The sequence below is a fragment of the Tessaracoccus sp. MC1756 genome (genome assembly GCF_014164735.1).
Classification (GTDB): Bacteria; Actinomycetota; Actinomycetes; order Propionibacteriales; family Propionibacteriaceae; genus Arachnia.
Genome location: NZ_JACJFZ010000002.1, coordinates 104,377 through 119,477, shown reverse-complemented (window position 1 = coordinate 119,477; position 15,101 = coordinate 104,377). Strand labels below are relative to the sequence as shown.

Annotated in this window: 19 protein-coding genes and 1 tRNA gene; 12 read left to right on the top strand and 8 right to left on the bottom strand. The window is 68.2% G+C overall.

The window, feature by feature from the left end; translation table 11 throughout:
* Positions 1-49 precede the first annotated feature (49 nt).
* The 7 genes from murI to H5393_RS05825 all read left to right on the top strand — a co-directional run bounded on the left by murI (position 50) and on the right by H5393_RS05825 (position 5,979).
* The gene (gene murI, locus H5393_RS05855) at positions 50-859 is read left to right on the top strand and encodes a glutamate racemase (RefSeq protein ID WP_182765881.1); all 810 of its coding nucleotides are present in this window, start codon (positions 50-52) and stop codon (positions 857-859) included.
* 245 nt (positions 860-1,104) lie between these two features.
* Positions 1,105-1,830 carry a ribonuclease PH gene (rph, locus tag H5393_RS05850; RefSeq protein WP_076060371.1) on the top strand — a complete coding sequence of 242 codons (726 nt, stop codon included), beginning with the start codon at positions 1,105-1,107 and terminating at the stop codon, positions 1,828-1,830.
* Positions 1,827-2,435 (top strand): RdgB/HAM1 family non-canonical purine NTP pyrophosphatase, encoded by a 609-nt coding sequence (rdgB, locus tag H5393_RS05845; protein ID WP_076060374.1) that lies wholly within the window; start codon positions 1,827-1,829, stop codon positions 2,433-2,435. The genes rph and rdgB overlap by 4 nt, the downstream gene beginning before the upstream one ends.
* A 1-nt stretch (position 2,436) precedes the next feature.
* Positions 2,437-3,249: a thymidylate synthase gene (locus H5393_RS05840; protein WP_182765880.1), complete on the top strand. Its 813-nt coding sequence runs from the start codon at positions 2,437-2,439 to the stop codon at positions 3,247-3,249.
* Between the two features lie 23 nt (positions 3,250-3,272).
* Entirely contained in the window at positions 3,273-4,088 is an 816-nt protein-coding gene (locus H5393_RS05835; RefSeq protein WP_182765879.1) for a DUF1707 domain-containing protein, read from the top strand.
* The gene (locus tag H5393_RS05830) at positions 4,085-4,570 is read left to right on the top strand and encodes a dihydrofolate reductase (protein ID WP_076060381.1); all 486 of its coding nucleotides are present in this window, start codon (positions 4,085-4,087) and stop codon (positions 4,568-4,570) included. The genes H5393_RS05835 and H5393_RS05830 overlap by 4 nt, the downstream gene beginning before the upstream one ends.
* Before the next feature lie 41 nt (positions 4,571-4,611).
* Positions 4,612-5,979, top strand: a complete 1,368-nt coding sequence (locus H5393_RS05825; RefSeq protein WP_076060383.1) for a DNA polymerase IV — start codon at positions 4,612-4,614, stop codon at positions 5,977-5,979.
* A gap of 15 nt (positions 5,980-5,994) precedes the next feature.
* Here H5393_RS05825 and H5393_RS05820 read toward each other — a convergent pair whose 3' ends face one another.
* Both H5393_RS05820 and H5393_RS05815 read right to left on the bottom strand, forming a co-directional pair.
* Positions 5,995-6,384 (bottom strand): VOC family protein, encoded by a 390-nt coding sequence (locus H5393_RS05820; RefSeq protein ID WP_182764456.1) that lies wholly within the window; start codon positions 6,382-6,384, stop codon positions 5,995-5,997.
* A 90-nt stretch (positions 6,385-6,474) separates the two neighbouring features.
* Positions 6,475-7,779 carry a DUF2254 domain-containing protein gene (locus tag H5393_RS05815; protein WP_182765878.1) on the bottom strand — a complete coding sequence of 435 codons (1,305 nt, stop codon included), beginning with the start codon at positions 7,777-7,779 and terminating at the stop codon, positions 6,475-6,477.
* Positions 7,780-7,851: 72 nt separating this feature from the next.
* On the opposite strand from H5393_RS05815, the gene thpR reads away from it, so the two are divergent.
* Together thpR and H5393_RS05805 are read left to right on the top strand one after the other, a co-directional pair.
* Positions 7,852-8,430, top strand: a complete 579-nt coding sequence (gene thpR, locus H5393_RS05810; RefSeq protein WP_182765877.1) for an RNA 2',3'-cyclic phosphodiesterase — start codon at positions 7,852-7,854, stop codon at positions 8,428-8,430.
* Between the two features lie 21 nt (positions 8,431-8,451).
* Positions 8,452-8,533: transfer RNA gene (locus tag H5393_RS05805), tRNA-Leu, on the top strand.
* On the opposite strand, the gene H5393_RS05800 is transcribed toward H5393_RS05805, so the two are convergent.
* From H5393_RS05800 to H5393_RS05775, 6 genes are all read right to left on the bottom strand, one after another.
* Positions 8,515-9,396, bottom strand: a complete 882-nt coding sequence (locus H5393_RS05800) for an amino acid ABC transporter permease (RefSeq protein ID WP_076060394.1) — start codon at positions 9,394-9,396, stop codon at positions 8,515-8,517. The two genes, H5393_RS05805 and H5393_RS05800, sit on opposite strands and share 19 nt — an antisense overlap.
* Positions 9,393-10,073 carry an amino acid ABC transporter permease gene (locus H5393_RS05795; RefSeq protein WP_182765876.1) on the bottom strand — a complete coding sequence of 227 codons (681 nt, stop codon included), beginning with the start codon at positions 10,071-10,073 and terminating at the stop codon, positions 9,393-9,395. Before H5393_RS05795 ends, H5393_RS05800 begins: the two co-directional genes overlap by 4 nt.
* 72 nt (positions 10,074-10,145) lie before the next feature.
* On the bottom strand, positions 10,146-11,003 hold the full coding sequence (locus tag H5393_RS05790; protein ID WP_182764452.1) for a glutamate ABC transporter substrate-binding protein: 858 nt from the start codon (positions 11,001-11,003) through the stop codon (positions 10,146-10,148).
* Between the two features lie 42 nt (positions 11,004-11,045).
* On the bottom strand, positions 11,046-11,819 hold the full coding sequence (locus tag H5393_RS05785) for an amino acid ABC transporter ATP-binding protein (RefSeq protein WP_076060399.1): 774 nt from the start codon (positions 11,817-11,819) through the stop codon (positions 11,046-11,048).
* Positions 11,820-11,984: 165 nt separating this feature from the next.
* A complete protein-coding gene (locus H5393_RS05780) occupies positions 11,985-12,638 on the bottom strand; it encodes a YigZ family protein (RefSeq protein WP_076060402.1) in 654 nt (217 codons plus the stop codon).
* On the bottom strand, positions 12,631-13,110 hold the full coding sequence (locus H5393_RS05775) for a peroxiredoxin (protein ID WP_076060404.1): 480 nt from the start codon (positions 13,108-13,110) through the stop codon (positions 12,631-12,633). The genes H5393_RS05780 and H5393_RS05775 overlap by 8 nt, the downstream gene beginning before the upstream one ends.
* 107 nt (positions 13,111-13,217) lie before the next feature.
* Here H5393_RS05775 and H5393_RS05770 point away from each other — a divergent pair, with 107 nt between their 5' ends.
* Genes H5393_RS05770 through H5393_RS05760 form a run of 3 tightly spaced genes read left to right on the top strand, consistent with a single transcriptional unit; the run spans position 13,218 to position 15,094 of the window.
* Entirely contained in the window at positions 13,218-13,541 is a 324-nt protein-coding gene (locus H5393_RS05770) for a DUF3618 domain-containing protein (protein WP_076060406.1), read from the top strand.
* 23 nt (positions 13,542-13,564) lie between these two features.
* Positions 13,565-13,861, top strand: coding sequence for a co-chaperone GroES (locus H5393_RS05765; RefSeq protein ID WP_076060408.1), 297 nt, complete (start codon positions 13,565-13,567; stop codon positions 13,859-13,861).
* A gap of 51 nt (positions 13,862-13,912) precedes the next feature.
* On the top strand, positions 13,913-15,094 hold the full coding sequence (locus H5393_RS05760) for a cytochrome P450 (RefSeq protein WP_076060411.1): 1,182 nt from the start codon (positions 13,913-13,915) through the stop codon (positions 15,092-15,094).
* Positions 15,095-15,101: the final 7 nt, after the last annotated feature.

Below are 15,101 nucleotides of genomic sequence, written 5' to 3'. Positions count from 1 at the left end.
CACACCCACATAGTTGGAGGATTGGGGCAGAGGGCTAGAATCACCGCTCGTGACCAGCATCGAACAACCCATCGGCGTCTTCGACTCCGGATTCGGTGGTCTCACCGTCCTCCGCTCGCTGGTCGAGCAGTTGCCCAACGAAGACTTCGTGTACCTCGGCGACACCGCGCGCGCGCCGTACGGCCCCCGGGCCATCGCGGAGGTGCGCAGGTTCGCCCTCCAGGGGCTGGACCACCTCGTGGAGCGCGGCGTCAAGGCGCTCGTCATCGCCTGCAACTCTGCATCCTCCGCCGTGCTGCGCGACGCCCGGGAACGGTACGACGTGCCCATCACCGAGGTCGTCCTGCCAGCCGCGAGCCGCGCGGTCGCCGCCACCCGCAACGGCAGGGTCGGCGTGGTCGCCACGCAGTCGACCGTGAACTCACGCTCCTACGAAGATGCCTTCGCCATCGCGCCCCACATCTCCCTGACCCCGCAGCCCTGCCCGCGTTTCGTGGAATTCGTGGAGGCAGGCATCACCGGCGGCGACGAGTTGCTGGGCATCGCGGAGGAGTACCTGGCCTCCATCAAGAAGGCCCAGGTCGACACGCTGATCCTCGGCTGCACGCATTACCCGCTGCTCCAGGGCCTCATCGGCTACGTGCTGGGCACCGGCGTCACACTGGTCTCGTCGGCGGAGGCCTGCGCCCAGTCGACCTACTCGCAGCTCACCCAGGCGGGCCTGCTGCACCACCAGCCACGGGAGGCGGAGCGCATCTTCCTCACCACGGGAGACGCCCATAACTTCCAGGGAATCGGGCGTAGATTATTGGGTGGCTTCGTCACGGACGCCACCACCGTCGTCATCGACCACGATTGAGGAGATACGCCATGTGCATGAAAGTCACCTGCGCCCGGTGCGGAAAGCCCACCTGGCAGGGCTGCGGAGCCCACATCGAAGAGGCCCTCGAGGGCGTTCCCGTCCCCGAGCGCTGCGACTGCCCCCGCTGACAAAGATCCCTGGTCCTGAGCGCCTCCTAGAGACCACCCGGTGTCGAGCCGGCGTGGTCTCGCGAGGGGTCTCGAAGGACGCCCAAGCACAACCGAGAAGCTAAGTTGGAGCCCATGACTGTGACCCGCATCGACGGCCGCACCACTGATCAACTGCGCCCGGTGCGCATCACCCGAAACTGGCTGGACCACGCGGAAGGTTCCGTGCTCGTCGAGTTCGGCCGCACCCGGGTTCTGGTGGCAGCATCCGTCACCGTCGGGGTGCCGCGCTGGCGCTCCGGTTCGGGCCTCGGCTGGGTGACCGCCGAATACGCCATGCTGCCCCGCGCCACCCACACCCGCTCGGATCGCGAGTCGATCCGCGGCAAGGTGGGCGGCCGCACCCACGAGATCTCCCGCCTCATCGGCCGCTCGCTGCGCGCCGTCGTGGACTACAAGGCGCTGGGCGAGAACACCATCGTCCTCGACTGCGACGTGCTCCAAGCCGACGGCGGCACCCGCACGGCTGCCATCACCGGCGCCTACGTCGCCCTGGCGGATGCCGTCGCCCACCTGCGGGGCCTCGGCGCCCTCGCAGGGGAGCCCCTGACCGACTCCGTCGCCGCGGTCTCCGTCGGCTTCGACAAGGCGGGCACCGCGCTGCTGGACCTCTGTTACGACGAGGACGTGGCCGCCGAGACCGACATGAACATCGTGATGACGGGCTCCGGTAAGTTCATCGAAGTGCAGGGCACCGCCGAGGGCGTGCCGTTCAGCCGCGAGGAGTTGGGGGAGCTGATCGACCTCGGCACCGTCGGCTGCGCCGAACTGACCCGGATTCAGCGCGAGGCGCTGGCGTGACCCGCCCAGACAAGCTGGTGCTGGCCACCAACAACCCGAAGAAGCTCAGGGAACTGCGGCGCATCCTCGAGGGCGCCAGCCTCGACATCGAGGTGTTCGGGCTGGGCGACTTCGAGCGCTACCCCGAACCCGAGGAGGCCGAGCGCACGTTCGAGGGCAACGCCTTCCTCAAGGCCGAGGCGGCCATGCGCGCGACGGGGCTGCTCGCCGTCGCGGACGACTCCGGCCTGGAAGTCGACGAACTCAACGGCATGCCCGGGGTGCGTTCCGCACGCTGGGCCGGCCCTGCGTGCGATGACGAGGACAACAACGCGCTCCTGCTGGCCCAGCTGGACGGGCTGCCAGACGAGCGTCGCTCCGCCCGATTCGTCTGCGCCCTGGCCATGGTCGCGCCAGACGGCGAGCGCCGCGTGTGGCACGGCCGCATGCCCGGACGGATCAACGACCGGCCCGCGGGGGAGAACGGCTTCGGCTACGACCCGCTGTTCGTGCCCGCCGGGATGACCGTCACGTCGAGTGAGCTGACGGCGGAGGAGAAGGACTCGATCTCGCACCGCGGCATCGCCGTGCGTGCGTTCGTCGACTACCTCAAGGAACTCGGCTGACATGCGCCAGTACCACCAGCTGCTGCGGCACATCATGGACACCGGCGTCGACAAGTCCGATCGCACCGGCACGGGCACCCGGTCGGTGTTCGGCCACCAGCTTCGCTTCGACCTGCGCGACGGGTTCCCCCTGCTGACCACCAAAAAGGTGCACACCCGCTCCGTCTTCGGCGAGCTGCTGTGGTTCCTGCGCGGCGACACCAACATCGGCTGGCTGCACGACAACGGCATCAGCATCTGGGACGAGTGGGCGGACGCCGACGGAAACCTCGGCCCGGTCTACGGCTACCAGTGGCGCTCCTGGCCCACCCCGGACGGGCGGCGTGTCGACCAGATCGCCAAGGTCATCGAGTCGCTGCGCGCCAACCCGGATTCGCGTCGCCACATCGTGTCGGCCTGGAACGTGGCGGACGTCGACGACATGGCGCTGCCGCCGTGCCACACGATGTTCCAGTTCTACGTCGCGCCGTCGGCCGACGGCGGCCCGGGCACTCTCAGCTGCCAGCTGTACCAGCGCTCGGCCGACGTGTTCCTCGGCGTGCCGTTCAACATCGCCTCGTACGCGCTGCTCACGCACCTGGTGGCCCAGGTCACCGGCCTGCGGGTGGGCGAGTTCGTCCACACCTTCGGCGACGCCCACATCTACTCCAACCACTTCAACCAGGTCGCCGAGCAGTTGGCGCGGGAGTTCCGGCCGCTGCCGACCCTGCACCTCAACCCGGATGTGCGCGAGATCGACGCGTTCGAACTGGGCGACATCGTGGTGGAGGGCTACGACCCGCACCCCGCCATCAAGGCACCCATCGCGGTGTGACCCCGCTGAGCTACCCTTCTCGCATGAGTGAACTGCGCCCCCACTTCCCGGAGCGCGACGCCTATCTCGACCGGTTGGCGCAGCACTACGCCGACGGACTCTTGGACGACGCCGACTTCGAGGCCCGCCGCGACGTGGTGCTTCAGTCGACCAGCCACGGAGACGCGTTGCGCGCCTTCGACGGGCTGCCGCAGCCGCGGTACCGGGAGGGCACCCGCACCGGCCGGCCGGCCGGCCTAGGGCGACGGGGGCTGCTGATCGGCGGGCTCGCCGCGGCTGCAGTGGTCGGCGTCGGTGGCATCGCGGCCTTGGTGTTCGGCGCCCGGTTGGGTGACCCCATGATGGGGGGACCGATGATGGAGGAGGTCTGGCCCCAGCCCTCCATGGGCGGTGGGGACGTCGAGACCTATGCGATGGACTACGGGGCAATCGAGGAGACCTTCTTCACGCTGCAGGAGCGTGGCCTGACGCTGATCAGTGAGTTCACCGTCGAGATCGGCGGGGTGACGGGGACGGCGATGTCACCGAGGTCGCCTGGTGAACTGCGGGCCTTCAGCCGGCGGATCGACCGGCCCATGGTCATCTCTGAGGGGTCTGAGGGCGAGGTGCCGCCCGCCGTGGAGCTGGAGCCCTGGCAGTCGCTGGTGATGATGAGCATCGAGCAGGCGCCGATGGACCTGGGCGGATACGGCCATGCCGACCGCGTCGAGCTCGTGTTCACGGATCGCGGGAGTCCCACGGCACTGGTGACGGTGCTCGCCATTGAGGACGCGCACCCGCTGGGCACCGCGCAGTACGACGTTGACGGAAACCTGATCGCTCTGGAGGAGAACCCGTGAGAATCGTCGCTATCGCGGCAGTGGCAGACAACGGGGTCATCGGTTCCGGTGACGACATGCTGTGGCACATCCCGCCGGACTTCCGCCGCTTCAAGGCCGTCACCAGCGGCAACACGCTGATCTTCGGGCGTAAGACGCACGAGCAGATCGGCCGGACGTTGCCGGACCGCCGGATCATCGTCGTGACGCGCGATCCCGAGTGGCGCGACGACGGCGTCGAGGTGGCTCACTCCATCACCGAAGCGCTCGACCTGGCCGCGGAGACGCCGGAGCGCATCTGTTACGTCGGCGGGGGCAGCGAGATCTACGCGGGGGCGTGGCCGTACCTGACGGAGCTCGACATCACGCACGTGCACCAGGAGCCGGAGGGCGTCGCCAAGTTCCCGCTGATCTCCCGCAACGAATGGACCGAGGTGAGCCGCGAGGTGCACCAGGGCTACGACTTCGCCCAGTACCGCCCGACCCCGTCCGCCGGTTCCTGAGCCAGCCGGCACCGGCTGGTCAGAGACCCCCGAGGATCTCCATGCGCCGCATCCTCCACCTTGACCTCGACGCGTTCTTCGCGGCCGTCGAGCAGCGCGACAAGCCGTCCCTGCGGGGCAAGCCCGTCGTCGTGGGCGGCTCGGGGCCGCGAGGCGTGGTGGCGACGGCGAGCTACGAGGCGAGGAAGTTCGGCGTTCGCTCCGCGATGTCCGGCACCGAGGCGCGACGGCGGGCTCCGCACGCGGCCTTCCTCGGCGGCCGGTTCCAGGCCTACCGGGCGTCGTCGCGGGTGGTGATGGGGCTCCTGCGTGAAGTGTCGCCCCTGGTGGAGCCGTTGAGCCTCGATGAGGCTTTCGTCGACCTCGAACCCAGCGGCTGGCCCGACGACGAACTGGGCGAGCGCGTCGAATGGTTGCGCGCCGAGCTGGAGCGGCGGACGGAAGGGCTGACCGCCTCGGTGGGGGTGGGTTCCGCGAAGTTCCTGGCCAAGCTGGCCAGCGAGGCCGCCAAGCCGAACGGCCACCGGATCCTGCGGCCCGAGGAGGAACTGGATTTCCTGGCGCCACTGGCGGTGCGGGCCATCCCCGGCGTTGGCCCAGCGACGGAGCAGCGGCTCGTCGGCATAGGTCTGCACATCATCGAAGACCTGCGCGGGGCCGACCGGAAGGAGCTGGTCAGGGAACTCGGCCAGTCGGCGGGGGAGAGCCTCGCGGAACTCGCCTGGGGCCGCGACCCGAGGCGTGTGCAACCGCAACGCGACCCGAAATCGATCTCCACCGAGGACACGTTCGCCGTCGACCTGACCGACCGCGGCCAACTGGAACAGATCCTGCGCCGCGACTCGGCGGACGTGGCCCGACGGCTCACGCGGGCCGGCTTCTTCGCGCGCACTGTCACCCTAAAGGTGCGGTTCGCCGACTTCACGACGCGCACCATCGCCCGCAGCCTCGGGGGCGCCACCGCCGACGGCGCCGAGATCGCCGCCGAAGGCATCAGCCTCCTCGGCGATGTGGACATCCGCGCGGGCGTGCGGCTGTTGGGCATCGGCGTGTCCAATTTCGTGACGGCCGCGCAGGAGAAGCTCTTCGACCTCGGACCCGGGTCTGCGGCCGGCGCCGGCGGCGCCGTCGACGTGACCGAGCAGACGGTGGCCAGTGACGACACCGGGGCGATCCCCCTCAGCGGGGTGCGTGGGCAGGGTGGCTTCTACCCGGGCGCCGACGTCGAGCACGACGAGCACGGCCGCGGCTGGGTCTGGGGATCCGGCCTGGGGCGGGTGACGGTGCGGTTCGAGTCGCGACACAGCGGGCGCGGCCGCATCGCCACGTTCCCCGTCGACGATCCGGCCCTGCACCCGGCAGACCCGGAGCCGCTCGCCTTCCCGTTGCCGGACGAGGACGCTGATTGAGGGGACGGCAGCTGCCTAGCCGGCGGCTATGTTGATGCCCCACTCGACGCCGAACTGGTCCGTGAGGTCGCCGTAGTGGTCGCCCCACATCTGCTGCTCGAAGGGCGTGACCACTGTGCCGCCCTCGGCCAGCGCGTCGAACCACCGGCGACCGGTCTCGGCGTCCTCGCCCCAGATCACGATGGTGGTGTTGCCCTTCTCCTCGGGCGCGTCGTTCGTCGGGGTGTCTGCGGCCATCAGGGTGAAGCCCTCGGCGTCGAGCTGGCCGTGCATGATCTTGTGCTCCAGTTCAGGGGCGGAGCTGTAGTCCGCAAACGGGGTGGTCGTCAGTTCGCCGCCGAAGACCGATTGGTAGAACTCCAGGGCGGCGGTGGCCTGGCCGTTGAACGCGATGTACGGGCTCATTCGAAGCATGGAACCGTTCCTTCCGGTTGGGGCTTCCAACGCTACGACGCCCGGGGTCCACGCGGCGACGGTTCCTTCGGGCGGCCCGCCTCAGGGCTTGGCCGGCGGCGTGAGCGTGCTCTGAGCCCGGCTGGTCTCCACGTAGCTCCGCAGCGCGGCGGTGTCGCGCGCGCCCAGCTCCGCTTCGCTCAGGATGGTGTCGACGTGGAGGTCAGCGAGGCGGGCGACCTCGGGATCGACGGCGGCCACCCGGATCCGTGCGGCCAGGTCCACCAGCGCCTCCAACACGATGCGGGCACCGAGCGCGTAGGGGCGGATGTGGTCGAAGGGCGTGTCGACGATCTCCCCGATCGACACGGGGCGCAGGTAGACGCGGGGCACGCCCTCCTCGTCGACCAGCACGTTGGCGCTCTCGGCGCGGCTGACGACGGTCGTCACTCCTGAGGCCACCTGCTGGATGGCGTTGACGGCGGTGTAGGGGTCGTTGTTGCCCGGCGACAGGCCGCGGACGGCCAACTCGACGATCTGCTGCTCCGCGAAGCGCACGTCCTGCTCCGTGGAACGGCTGGGCCCGGTGCGGAGGTGGTCCCTCAGGTGTGGCTCGATCCCCTCAGCACGCTCTGCCGGCCACACCTGGGCGATGGGCTCGCCCTCGATCACCTGGTCGCCGGTCCGCTTCAGCAGCCGGACCGATACCCCCGCTTCCGTGGCGGCGTCCGCGAGCGAGCGCCCGTCGACGTGGGTGAGGTAGCCGCCGATGGGGGAGCCGAGGACCGCCCCGCCGTGGGTGGGGGCGTCGAAGCTGTCGTACTCCGGTGCTTCAGGGTCGAGCCAGTTGCGCCCCACCGCCCTCTGAAAGTCCAGGCGGGCGCCTTCGGAGATGGTTTCCACCTGCACCGAACTCGCGATGTGGTGGATGAACCAGACGAACAGGAAGACATCGATGATGCCCAGCAGAATCACCGCGTTGACGGCGAGGTGGGGCACGAACGCCGCGCCCGCGTCGCTGTCCGATCGGATGGTGCGCAGCACCAGCAGGGTGTAGACGAAAGTGGCCGTCAGCACCCCCAGCACCACCTGGTTGTCGCGGTTGCGCATGAAATTGCGCACGAGGCGCGGGCCGTAGGTGGTGGACGCGGTGCTGATGACCGAAATCGTGATTGAGAACGCGGTGCCGGCCACGCCCAGGAACGCCGCGACGGACGCGAGGATGGCGCGGGCGCCGTCGACGCCGGTGTCGAAGAGGAAGCTCCGGATGAAGCCGGGGAGTTCGAGCGAGGCACGATCTGCGGCGACGAGCGTCTGGGCCACCACCATCGCGGCGGCGATGAAGAGGGCGGGCACGAACCAGAAGCGCTGCGGGATGCTGGTCAGGAACGCTCGTACTCGGCCCACGGGAGTCCTCCTCGTCGTCGTCGTTCGACGCTACCGCAGACAGGTTCAGGAGAGGCCAAGTAGCGTTGAGGTATGTCGAAGCGGATGTTCACGGCGGTGCTGCCGCCGCCAGAGGTGATCCAGGAGCTGGACAGCTACGTCGCCCCGCGCCGCGAGGCTGACCGTGACCTGCGCTGGACCCGCCCCGAGGGGTGGCACCTGACGACGTCGTTCATGGGCCACGTGGGCGTCGGGCGCGATGAATACCTGGAGGACCATCTGGCGGAGGTCGCGGCGGGGACACAACCGTTCGAGGTGCGCATCGCCGGGGGCATCGCGTTCCCCAACCCGGTCAGGGCCCGCATCATCGGCCTCGGGGTGCCCGTGGGCCACGAGCCGCTGGCGTCGCTCTCCGCGCACTGCCGCACAGCCGCCTCCCGGGCGGGGATCGACGTCGACGGCAGCAGATTCGTCGGGCATCTGACGTTGGCCCGCAACAGTCGCGGGGTACAGGCCACCCGCTGGTTGACCGTGCTGGACTCGTTCCCCGGCTGGTCTTGGACGGCCGACGAGTTGGTGCTCATCGAATCCCGGAGCACCGGGTACGGCTTCGGCTATGAGGTGGCCGCGCGTTTCGCGCTGGGACGGCCCGTGGCCGATCCCTACGCGTAGCGGCTAGAATCTAGCTCGCTTGCGCAAGTGGTGGAATTGGTAGACACGCAGGATTTAGGTTCCTGTGCCTTCGGGCGTGAGGGTTCAAGTCCCTTCTTGCGTACTCAGTTCCGTGGCCGCCGGCTGCGCCGCGGTGATGCCCCCGGCCGTCTTGCCGCGCTGCTTCAGGCGCTTCTCCACCAACTGGGCGAGGCTGGTCACCAGCAGGTTGAGCAGGATGAACAGCACCGCGCCCACCACGAACGTCACCGTCAGGTTCCCGAACCGGTTGCCCATCTGGCGCACCCGGTTCAGCAGCTCGGGGTACAGGATGATGTAGCCCAGCGCGGTGTCCTTGAGGACGACGACGAGCTGGCTGAGCAGCGTGGGCATCATCGCCGTCAGGGCCTGCGGCACCAGGATCATGCGGCGGGTCTGGCTGGATGTCAGGCCGATGGACAGGCCCGCCTCACGCTGGCCCGAGGGGAGGGAGCCGACGCCGTTGCGCACCACCTCGGCGATCACCGCGCCGTTGTAGCAGGTGAGGCCCACCACCACCGCGGTGAAGCTGAGCGATGGACCCGCCAGGTCCGTGTTGTAGGTCAACAGGTAGAAGACGAACAGCATCATGATCAGCACGGGCACGGCGCGGAAGAACTCGACGATGACCGACGAGAGCCACCGCAGCACCTTGAGGTCCGACATCCGACCCATCGCGAACATCAGCCCGAAGATGAAGGCCAACACCATGCTAAGGGCGGCGGCGAGCACGGTCTGTTGGATGCCTGGCAGGAAGTACTGCTGCCACGCCTCGACGGTGAACACGGGGAGCCAGCGGTCTGGCGTGATCTGGCCGGCGTTCCACAGGGTCAGCACTATCCAGGCGCCGGCGCCGAAGATGATGAGCACTCCGATGGAGGCGTAAATGAGGTGCCGACGGCGGGTGCTGGGGCCGGGCGGGTCGAAGAGGGCGGCTGCGCTGTTCACCGACGAACCGCCAGCTTCTTCGACAGCCAGCCGGTCAGCAGCCCCATCGGCAGCGTGAGCACCACGAAGGTGAGGGCCACCAGGCCGAAGATGAGGATGATCACGTCGGAGCGGAACTCGATCATGCGCGCCATGGAGTGCGACACCTGGGCCACACCGATGGCCGTCACCACCGTCGTGTTCTTGGTGAGCGCGATGAGGACGTTGCCCAGCGGGGTGATGGCGCCGCGCAGCGCCTGGGGAAGGATGATGTGGCGCAGGTTCTGGCTGAAGGTCAGGCCGATGGAACGCGCCGCCTCTGCCTGCCCGACGGGGATGGTGTTGACGCCGGAGCGAAGTGCCTCACACACGAACGCCGCGTGGTACACCGCCAGCGCGATGATGGCCAGCCGGATGTTGGTGTCGATGATGTAGCTGGCCGACTCGCGGGAGGCGAGCTGCAGGCCCAACTGGTTCCACAGGATGAGGTTCGCCGCGATCACGATCAGCGTCAGCGGGGTGTTGCGGAACACGTTGACGTACACCGAGCCGGCGAAGTTCAACGCCCGCACGGGCGTCAGCCGCATGATGGCGACGATGGTGCCGAGCACGAACGCCAGCAGCGCGCCCCACAGGGTGAGCTGCAGGGTCAGCCAGACCGCTCCCAGGAAGTTGAAGCGTTCGATGAGTTCCAGCACGGCACCTCCTCGTCAGATGTGGATGGGAGAGCGCGACGGGTGCGTGGGGCACCCGTCGCGCCCGGTCACGCGTCAGTCGCAGTGGCCGCCCGGCTCAGCGGGGTTGGTGTCGGGGTTCGGCGTGTACTTCGCCGGCCCCAGGTTCTTCTCGATGGCCTCGTCGATGGCGCCCTCCTCGAACAGCTCGACGAGCGCCTCATTGATCTGCTCGCAGAGCTCGCTCTCCTTGGCCACCCCGATGCCGTACAGCTCCTCGCTGAAGGGTTGGCCCACCACGCGGAACTGCCCGGCCCACTGCTCCTGGGCGGCGTAGCCGGCGAGGATCGAATCGTCGGTGGTCAGCGCGTCGACGCTGCCCGATGCCAGAGCGTCCACGCAGGAGGAGTAGGTGTCGTACTCCTGCAGCTGCACGCCCGGGTATTCCTCGGCCACGCGCTCAGCCGGCGTCGAACCCGACACCGAGCAGAGGATCTTGCCCTCGAGGTCGTCAGGCCCGTTGATGGTGTCGTCATCGGCCTTCACCAGCAGGTCCTGGCCCGCGACCAGGTAGGGGCCGGCGAACTGGACGCGTTCCTTGCGGGAATCCGTGATCGAGTAGGTGGCGACGATGAAGTCGACGGTGCCGGCCTCCAGCATGGTCTCGCGCTGAGGCGACGGCGACTCGGTCCACTCGATCTGGTCTTCGGAGTAGCCGAGCTTCTCGGCGACGGCCTTGGCCACGTCGACATCGAAGCCGGACATCTCGCCCCCCTCCTGGAGGCCGAGACCCGGCTGGTCGAACTTGGTGCCGATCTTGATGGTGCCGCTGCTTGCGCCGTCGCCACCGGTTTCGGTGTCGGTCCCGGTGTCGTTGCCGTCGCCGCCGCAGGCGGTGAGGGCGAGTGCAGCCGCCGCCGCGATGGCGGCGATTCGGTAAGTGGTCCTACGCATGGATCTTTCTCCTTTGAAAGTCTGTGGTGAAGGGAAGGGTTCTCAGTGTGTGAGGATCTTGCCGAGGAAATCCTTGGCTCGGGCTGACTGGGGTTTGGTGAAGAATTCCTCCGGGGTGTTCTCCTCTACGATTGCGCCGTCCGACATGAACACAACCCTGTCGGCGGCCTTGCGGGCGAAGCCCATCTCATGGGTGACGACGATCATCGTCATCCCTGACTGGGCCAGTGTGGTCATGACGTCGAGGACCTCATTGATCATTTCCGGATCCAGCGCCGACGTGGGCTCATCGAAGAGCATCACCTTCGGCTCCATGGCGAGCGACCTGGCGATCGCGACGCGCTGCTGCTGGCCGCCGGAGAGTTGCGCCGGGTACTTGTGGGCCTGTTCCTGGACGCCGACCCGCTTGAGCAGTTCCATCGCCCGCTCTTTCGCGACGGCGGGTTTGACGCCCCGGGCCTTGATGGGGCCCATCGTGACGTTCTCGAGGATCGTCTTGTGATGGAAGAGGTTGAAGCTCTGGAAGACCATGCCCACGTCTGCGCGTAACTGCGCCAGGGCTTTTCCCTCTTCAGGTAACTCCGTGCCTTCGATGGTGATGGAGCCGGACTCGAAGGTTTCCAGGCGATTGATGGTCCGGCAGAGCGTCGACTTGCCGGAGCCGGACGGGCCGATGACCACGACGACCTCGCCCTCCCTGACGGTGAGGTTGATGTCCTTCAGGACGTGCAGTTCCCCGAAGTGCTTGTTGACGTCCTTGAGCACGACGAGAGGCTGGCCGAGCCCCGAGTCACGTGTCGAAGTGGTGTCGGTCATGGAGGCAAGTTAGTTGCCTAGCCGGTCACTCGCAGGCATAGGCCGTGTTTGTAACGGGATCGTGACCTTGGTCCGCGGGTGGGGGGGCACGGCAGTACCTCCTCGGGCTGGGGTTGGCCGTCTGATCGATCTTCCGCCCATGCAGCTAGAGGAACGGCAGTCTGATCAGCCGACCCAGCGCTCGCCGATGCCGGTTGCCGTGAGGGCGCCGGCCGACATCGTCGCCAGCGCCGTCGCCAGTTCCTCTTCGTGCCCAGCGCTCACCGCCACGCGGATGTGCGCCTTGTCGCTCCACTCCACGCCGTCAACGACGACCGCCTCGCCCGACGGCAGCACCAGGCCGCGGAGCTGGTCCTCCATGCCGCCGGCGGACGCGAAGTCGACGTCGATCTGCAGCAGACGGCACAGCTGGACCGTCCGGATCCCTGCGGCGTCCACGGCATGGGCGACTGCGTCGGAGTAGGCCCGCACGAGACCCCCTGCGCCCAGTTTGATGCCCCCGAAGTAGCGGGTGACCACGGCCACGACATCTGTCAGCGAGTTCTTCTGCAGCACCTGCAGCATCGGTATCCCCGCGGTTCCTGCCGGCTCTCCGTCGTCAGAGCTTCGCGCCGTTCGCGCGTCGGGGCCCAGCACGAACGCCGAGCAGTGATGTCTGGCGCTGAAGTGCACCGAGCGGCGCTCGTCGATGACCGCGCGTGCCTCGTCCTCGGTCGTCACCCGCCTGAGACGGGTGAGGAAGCGGGAGCGCTTGATCTCGAGTTCGACGTCGACGCCGTGCCCCGGCCGGGCGTCGATGGTCAGGAAGTGGTCAGACACCCAGTTCGCGGCGCAGCTTCGCCACGTGTCCCGTGGCCTTCACGTTGTACTGCGCGACGCGGACCAGGCCGTGGCCCTCGTCGTCGACGTCGATCACGAAGGTGGAGCGGAGCACACCCTCGATCTCCTTGCCGTACAGTTTGCGCACCCCGTAGGCGCCGTAGAGGTTGTGCACCTTCTTCTCCGGGTCTGCCAGCAGTGTGAACTCGATGTCGGAGTTCGCCTTGAACTTCGCGAGCCGGTCCACGTCGTCCGGTGAGCAGCCGAGCACGGTGTAGCCGGCGTCCTGGAAGGCATTCAGCGAGGCCGAGAAGTCGACGGCCTGCGTGGTGCAGCCCGGCGTCATGGCGGCGGGGTAGAAGTAGAGAATGACCGAGCGTCCCGCGAAGCTGCTGAGCGAGACGTCGTTGCCGGCCTCGTCGGGCAGCGTGAAGTCAGGAGCGGGCGTTCCGGTGGTCAAACGTGCGGTCATGGCCGCCAGTGTAGTGCGGCGGCGCCGCGCCCGTTCTCCGCGTCTTCTGGCGTGAGAGCCCCAGTGTCAATAGGCTGGAGGGCAGAGAACCTACCGAGGAGCACTCTATGAGCACCCGTTCAGTCGATGAGATCCGCGTCGACCTCGCCGCCAACCGCGCGAAGCTGGCCAACGCCACCTCCGAGGCCGTCGAGTCGATGAAGCCGAAGAACATCGCCCGCGAATCGGTGTCTCAGGTCAAGGAGTTCGCCAAGACCGAGTTCGAGACCGCCACGTCGTCGTTCAAGGACGAGAGCGGCGCCTGGCGCACAGACCGTCTGCTGATGATCGGCGGCGCAGTCGTGGGGGCGGTGGTGTTCTTCATGGCCGTCTCGTCGGTGGCGAACAGACGCAGCCTGGCTTCGCAGGCGCGTCGGGCGATCGAGAAGTGAGCGAACCCAACCTGGCCATTCGAATGCTGCACGACCGGGTCCTCGTCGATGTCGACGCGGTGTCCGGTGAGCGACGCAGCGGCGGGGGGATTCTCATTCCAGCCACCGTGCAGATGGGTAGGCGACTCACCTGGGCCAAGGTGGTGGCCATCGGCCCCAATGTGCGCTCGGTCGAGACCGACGACCGCGTGCTCTTCGACCCCGAAGACCGGGCGGAGGTCGAACTCCAGGCGCGCACCTACGTGCTGCTGCGGGAGCGCGACATCCACGCCGTCGCCTCCACCTCCGTGGCCGACGGTGGCACCGGCCTCTACCTCTGACCTGCGCCCGCGGTCCGTCGGCCGCCTAGGCTGAGGGTCACAGGAGGTGCAATGACCGACGACCAGCGCCGCGCCCACAAGCCGGGCGAGCCAACCGAACCCAGGTTGGAGCGCGTGGGAGACCTCTGGCGGATCCGCTCCCTCGAAGCTGCCCGCCAGGTGTTGCGCGCCCGCCACGCCACCACCCAGGCGGGCTTCACCGCCGAGTACATCCCCAAGGGCGTGCTCAAGCACCACCCCATCCTGATGTCGGACGGCCCCCTGCACGACGAGCAGCGCTCGAAGGTGGGCCGGTTCTTCGCGCCCAAGGTGGTGCGTGAGCGCCACGGCGACCACATCTCCCTGGCGGCCGCGCGGCACGTCGACGGCCTCTCCGGAGAGGTCGTCCTCGACGACCTGGCGCTCCTCTACAGCGTCGAGGTGACGTCGCGGATCGTCGGGCTGACGGAGTCGCCGGTGGAGAAGATGGCCACCCGGCTCGTCTCGTTCTTCCGCCAACCGCCCCTCGACATCACGCGCAAGGACCTGGGCCGCACCCGTCGCCAATGGATGCAGGCTGCCTGGCGCGGGCTCGTGCCCGTCGCCAGGTTCTACGGGGCAGATGTGCGGCCGGCGGTGCGACGCCGTCGACGGGAACGCCAGGGCGATGTCATCAGCCACCTCATCGACGAGGGCTACACCAACGCTGACATCCTGGTGGAGTGCGTCACCTACGGCACGGCGGGCATGGTGACCACCCGCGAGTTCATCACGATGGCCGCCTGGCACCTCCTCACCACTCCGGCGCTGCTGGAGCGCTACCTGGTCGCGGGGGGCGTGGAGCGCCACGCCATCCTCAACGAGATCATCCGGCTGGAGCCCGTCGTCGGGCACCTCTACCGGCGGGCGCAGGAGGAGATCGAGATCACCGACGGGGAGCAGCGCGCCACCATCGCTCCAGGCGACCTCGTCGACGTGTGCGTCCGGCAGGTCAACGCCGACGCCCAAGCCGTAGGGGAGGGGCCGCTCGCCCTCCGCCCGGCCCGCGAGCTTCCGCCCGGGGTCGACGAGGCCGTCATGACCTTCGGGGACGGGGCCCATCGGTGCCCCGGCCAGCCCCTGGCGATCTTCGAGACCGACGAGTTGCTCACGCGTCTCCTAGCCCGCCGCCCCCGTCTTGCGCAGGAGCCGACGCTGACCTGGGACGACCTCATCGAGGGTTACGTACTCCGTGGCCTCCGACTGCTTGTATAAAGTTTGT

Excerpts from the sequence above, each read along its gene's own strand:
- H5393_RS05825 (WP_076060383.1), top strand. The coding sequence starts at position 4,612 with ATGCGCCGCATCCTCCACCTTGACCTCGACGCGTTCTTCGCGGCCGTC.
- H5393_RS05785 (WP_076060399.1), bottom strand. The coding sequence starts at position 11,819 with ATGACCGACACCACTTCGACACGTGACTCGGGGCTCGGCCAGCCTCTC.
- H5393_RS05820 (WP_182764456.1), bottom strand. The coding sequence starts at position 6,384 with ATGAGCCCGTACATCGCGTTCAACGGCCAGGCCACCGCCGCCCTGGAG.
- H5393_RS05790 (WP_182764452.1), bottom strand. The coding sequence starts at position 11,003 with ATGCGTAGGACCACTTACCGAATCGCCGCCATCGCGGCGGCGGCTGCA.
- H5393_RS05840 (WP_182765880.1), top strand. The coding sequence starts at position 2,437 with ATGCGCCAGTACCACCAGCTGCTGCGGCACATCATGGACACCGGCGTC.
- rph (WP_076060371.1), top strand. The coding sequence starts at position 1,105 with ATGACTGTGACCCGCATCGACGGCCGCACCACTGATCAACTGCGCCCG.
- thpR (WP_182765877.1), top strand. The coding sequence starts at position 7,852 with ATGTCGAAGCGGATGTTCACGGCGGTGCTGCCGCCGCCAGAGGTGATC.
- H5393_RS05775 (WP_076060404.1), bottom strand. The coding sequence starts at position 13,110 with ATGACCGCACGTTTGACCACCGGAACGCCCGCTCCTGACTTCACGCTG.
- H5393_RS05835 (WP_182765879.1), top strand. The coding sequence starts at position 3,273 with ATGAGTGAACTGCGCCCCCACTTCCCGGAGCGCGACGCCTATCTCGAC.
- H5393_RS05770 (WP_076060406.1), top strand. The coding sequence starts at position 13,218 with ATGAGCACCCGTTCAGTCGATGAGATCCGCGTCGACCTCGCCGCCAAC.
- H5393_RS05765 (WP_076060408.1), top strand. The coding sequence starts at position 13,565 with ATGCTGCACGACCGGGTCCTCGTCGATGTCGACGCGGTGTCCGGTGAG.
- H5393_RS05760 (WP_076060411.1), top strand. The coding sequence starts at position 13,913 with ATGACCGACGACCAGCGCCGCGCCCACAAGCCGGGCGAGCCAACCGAA.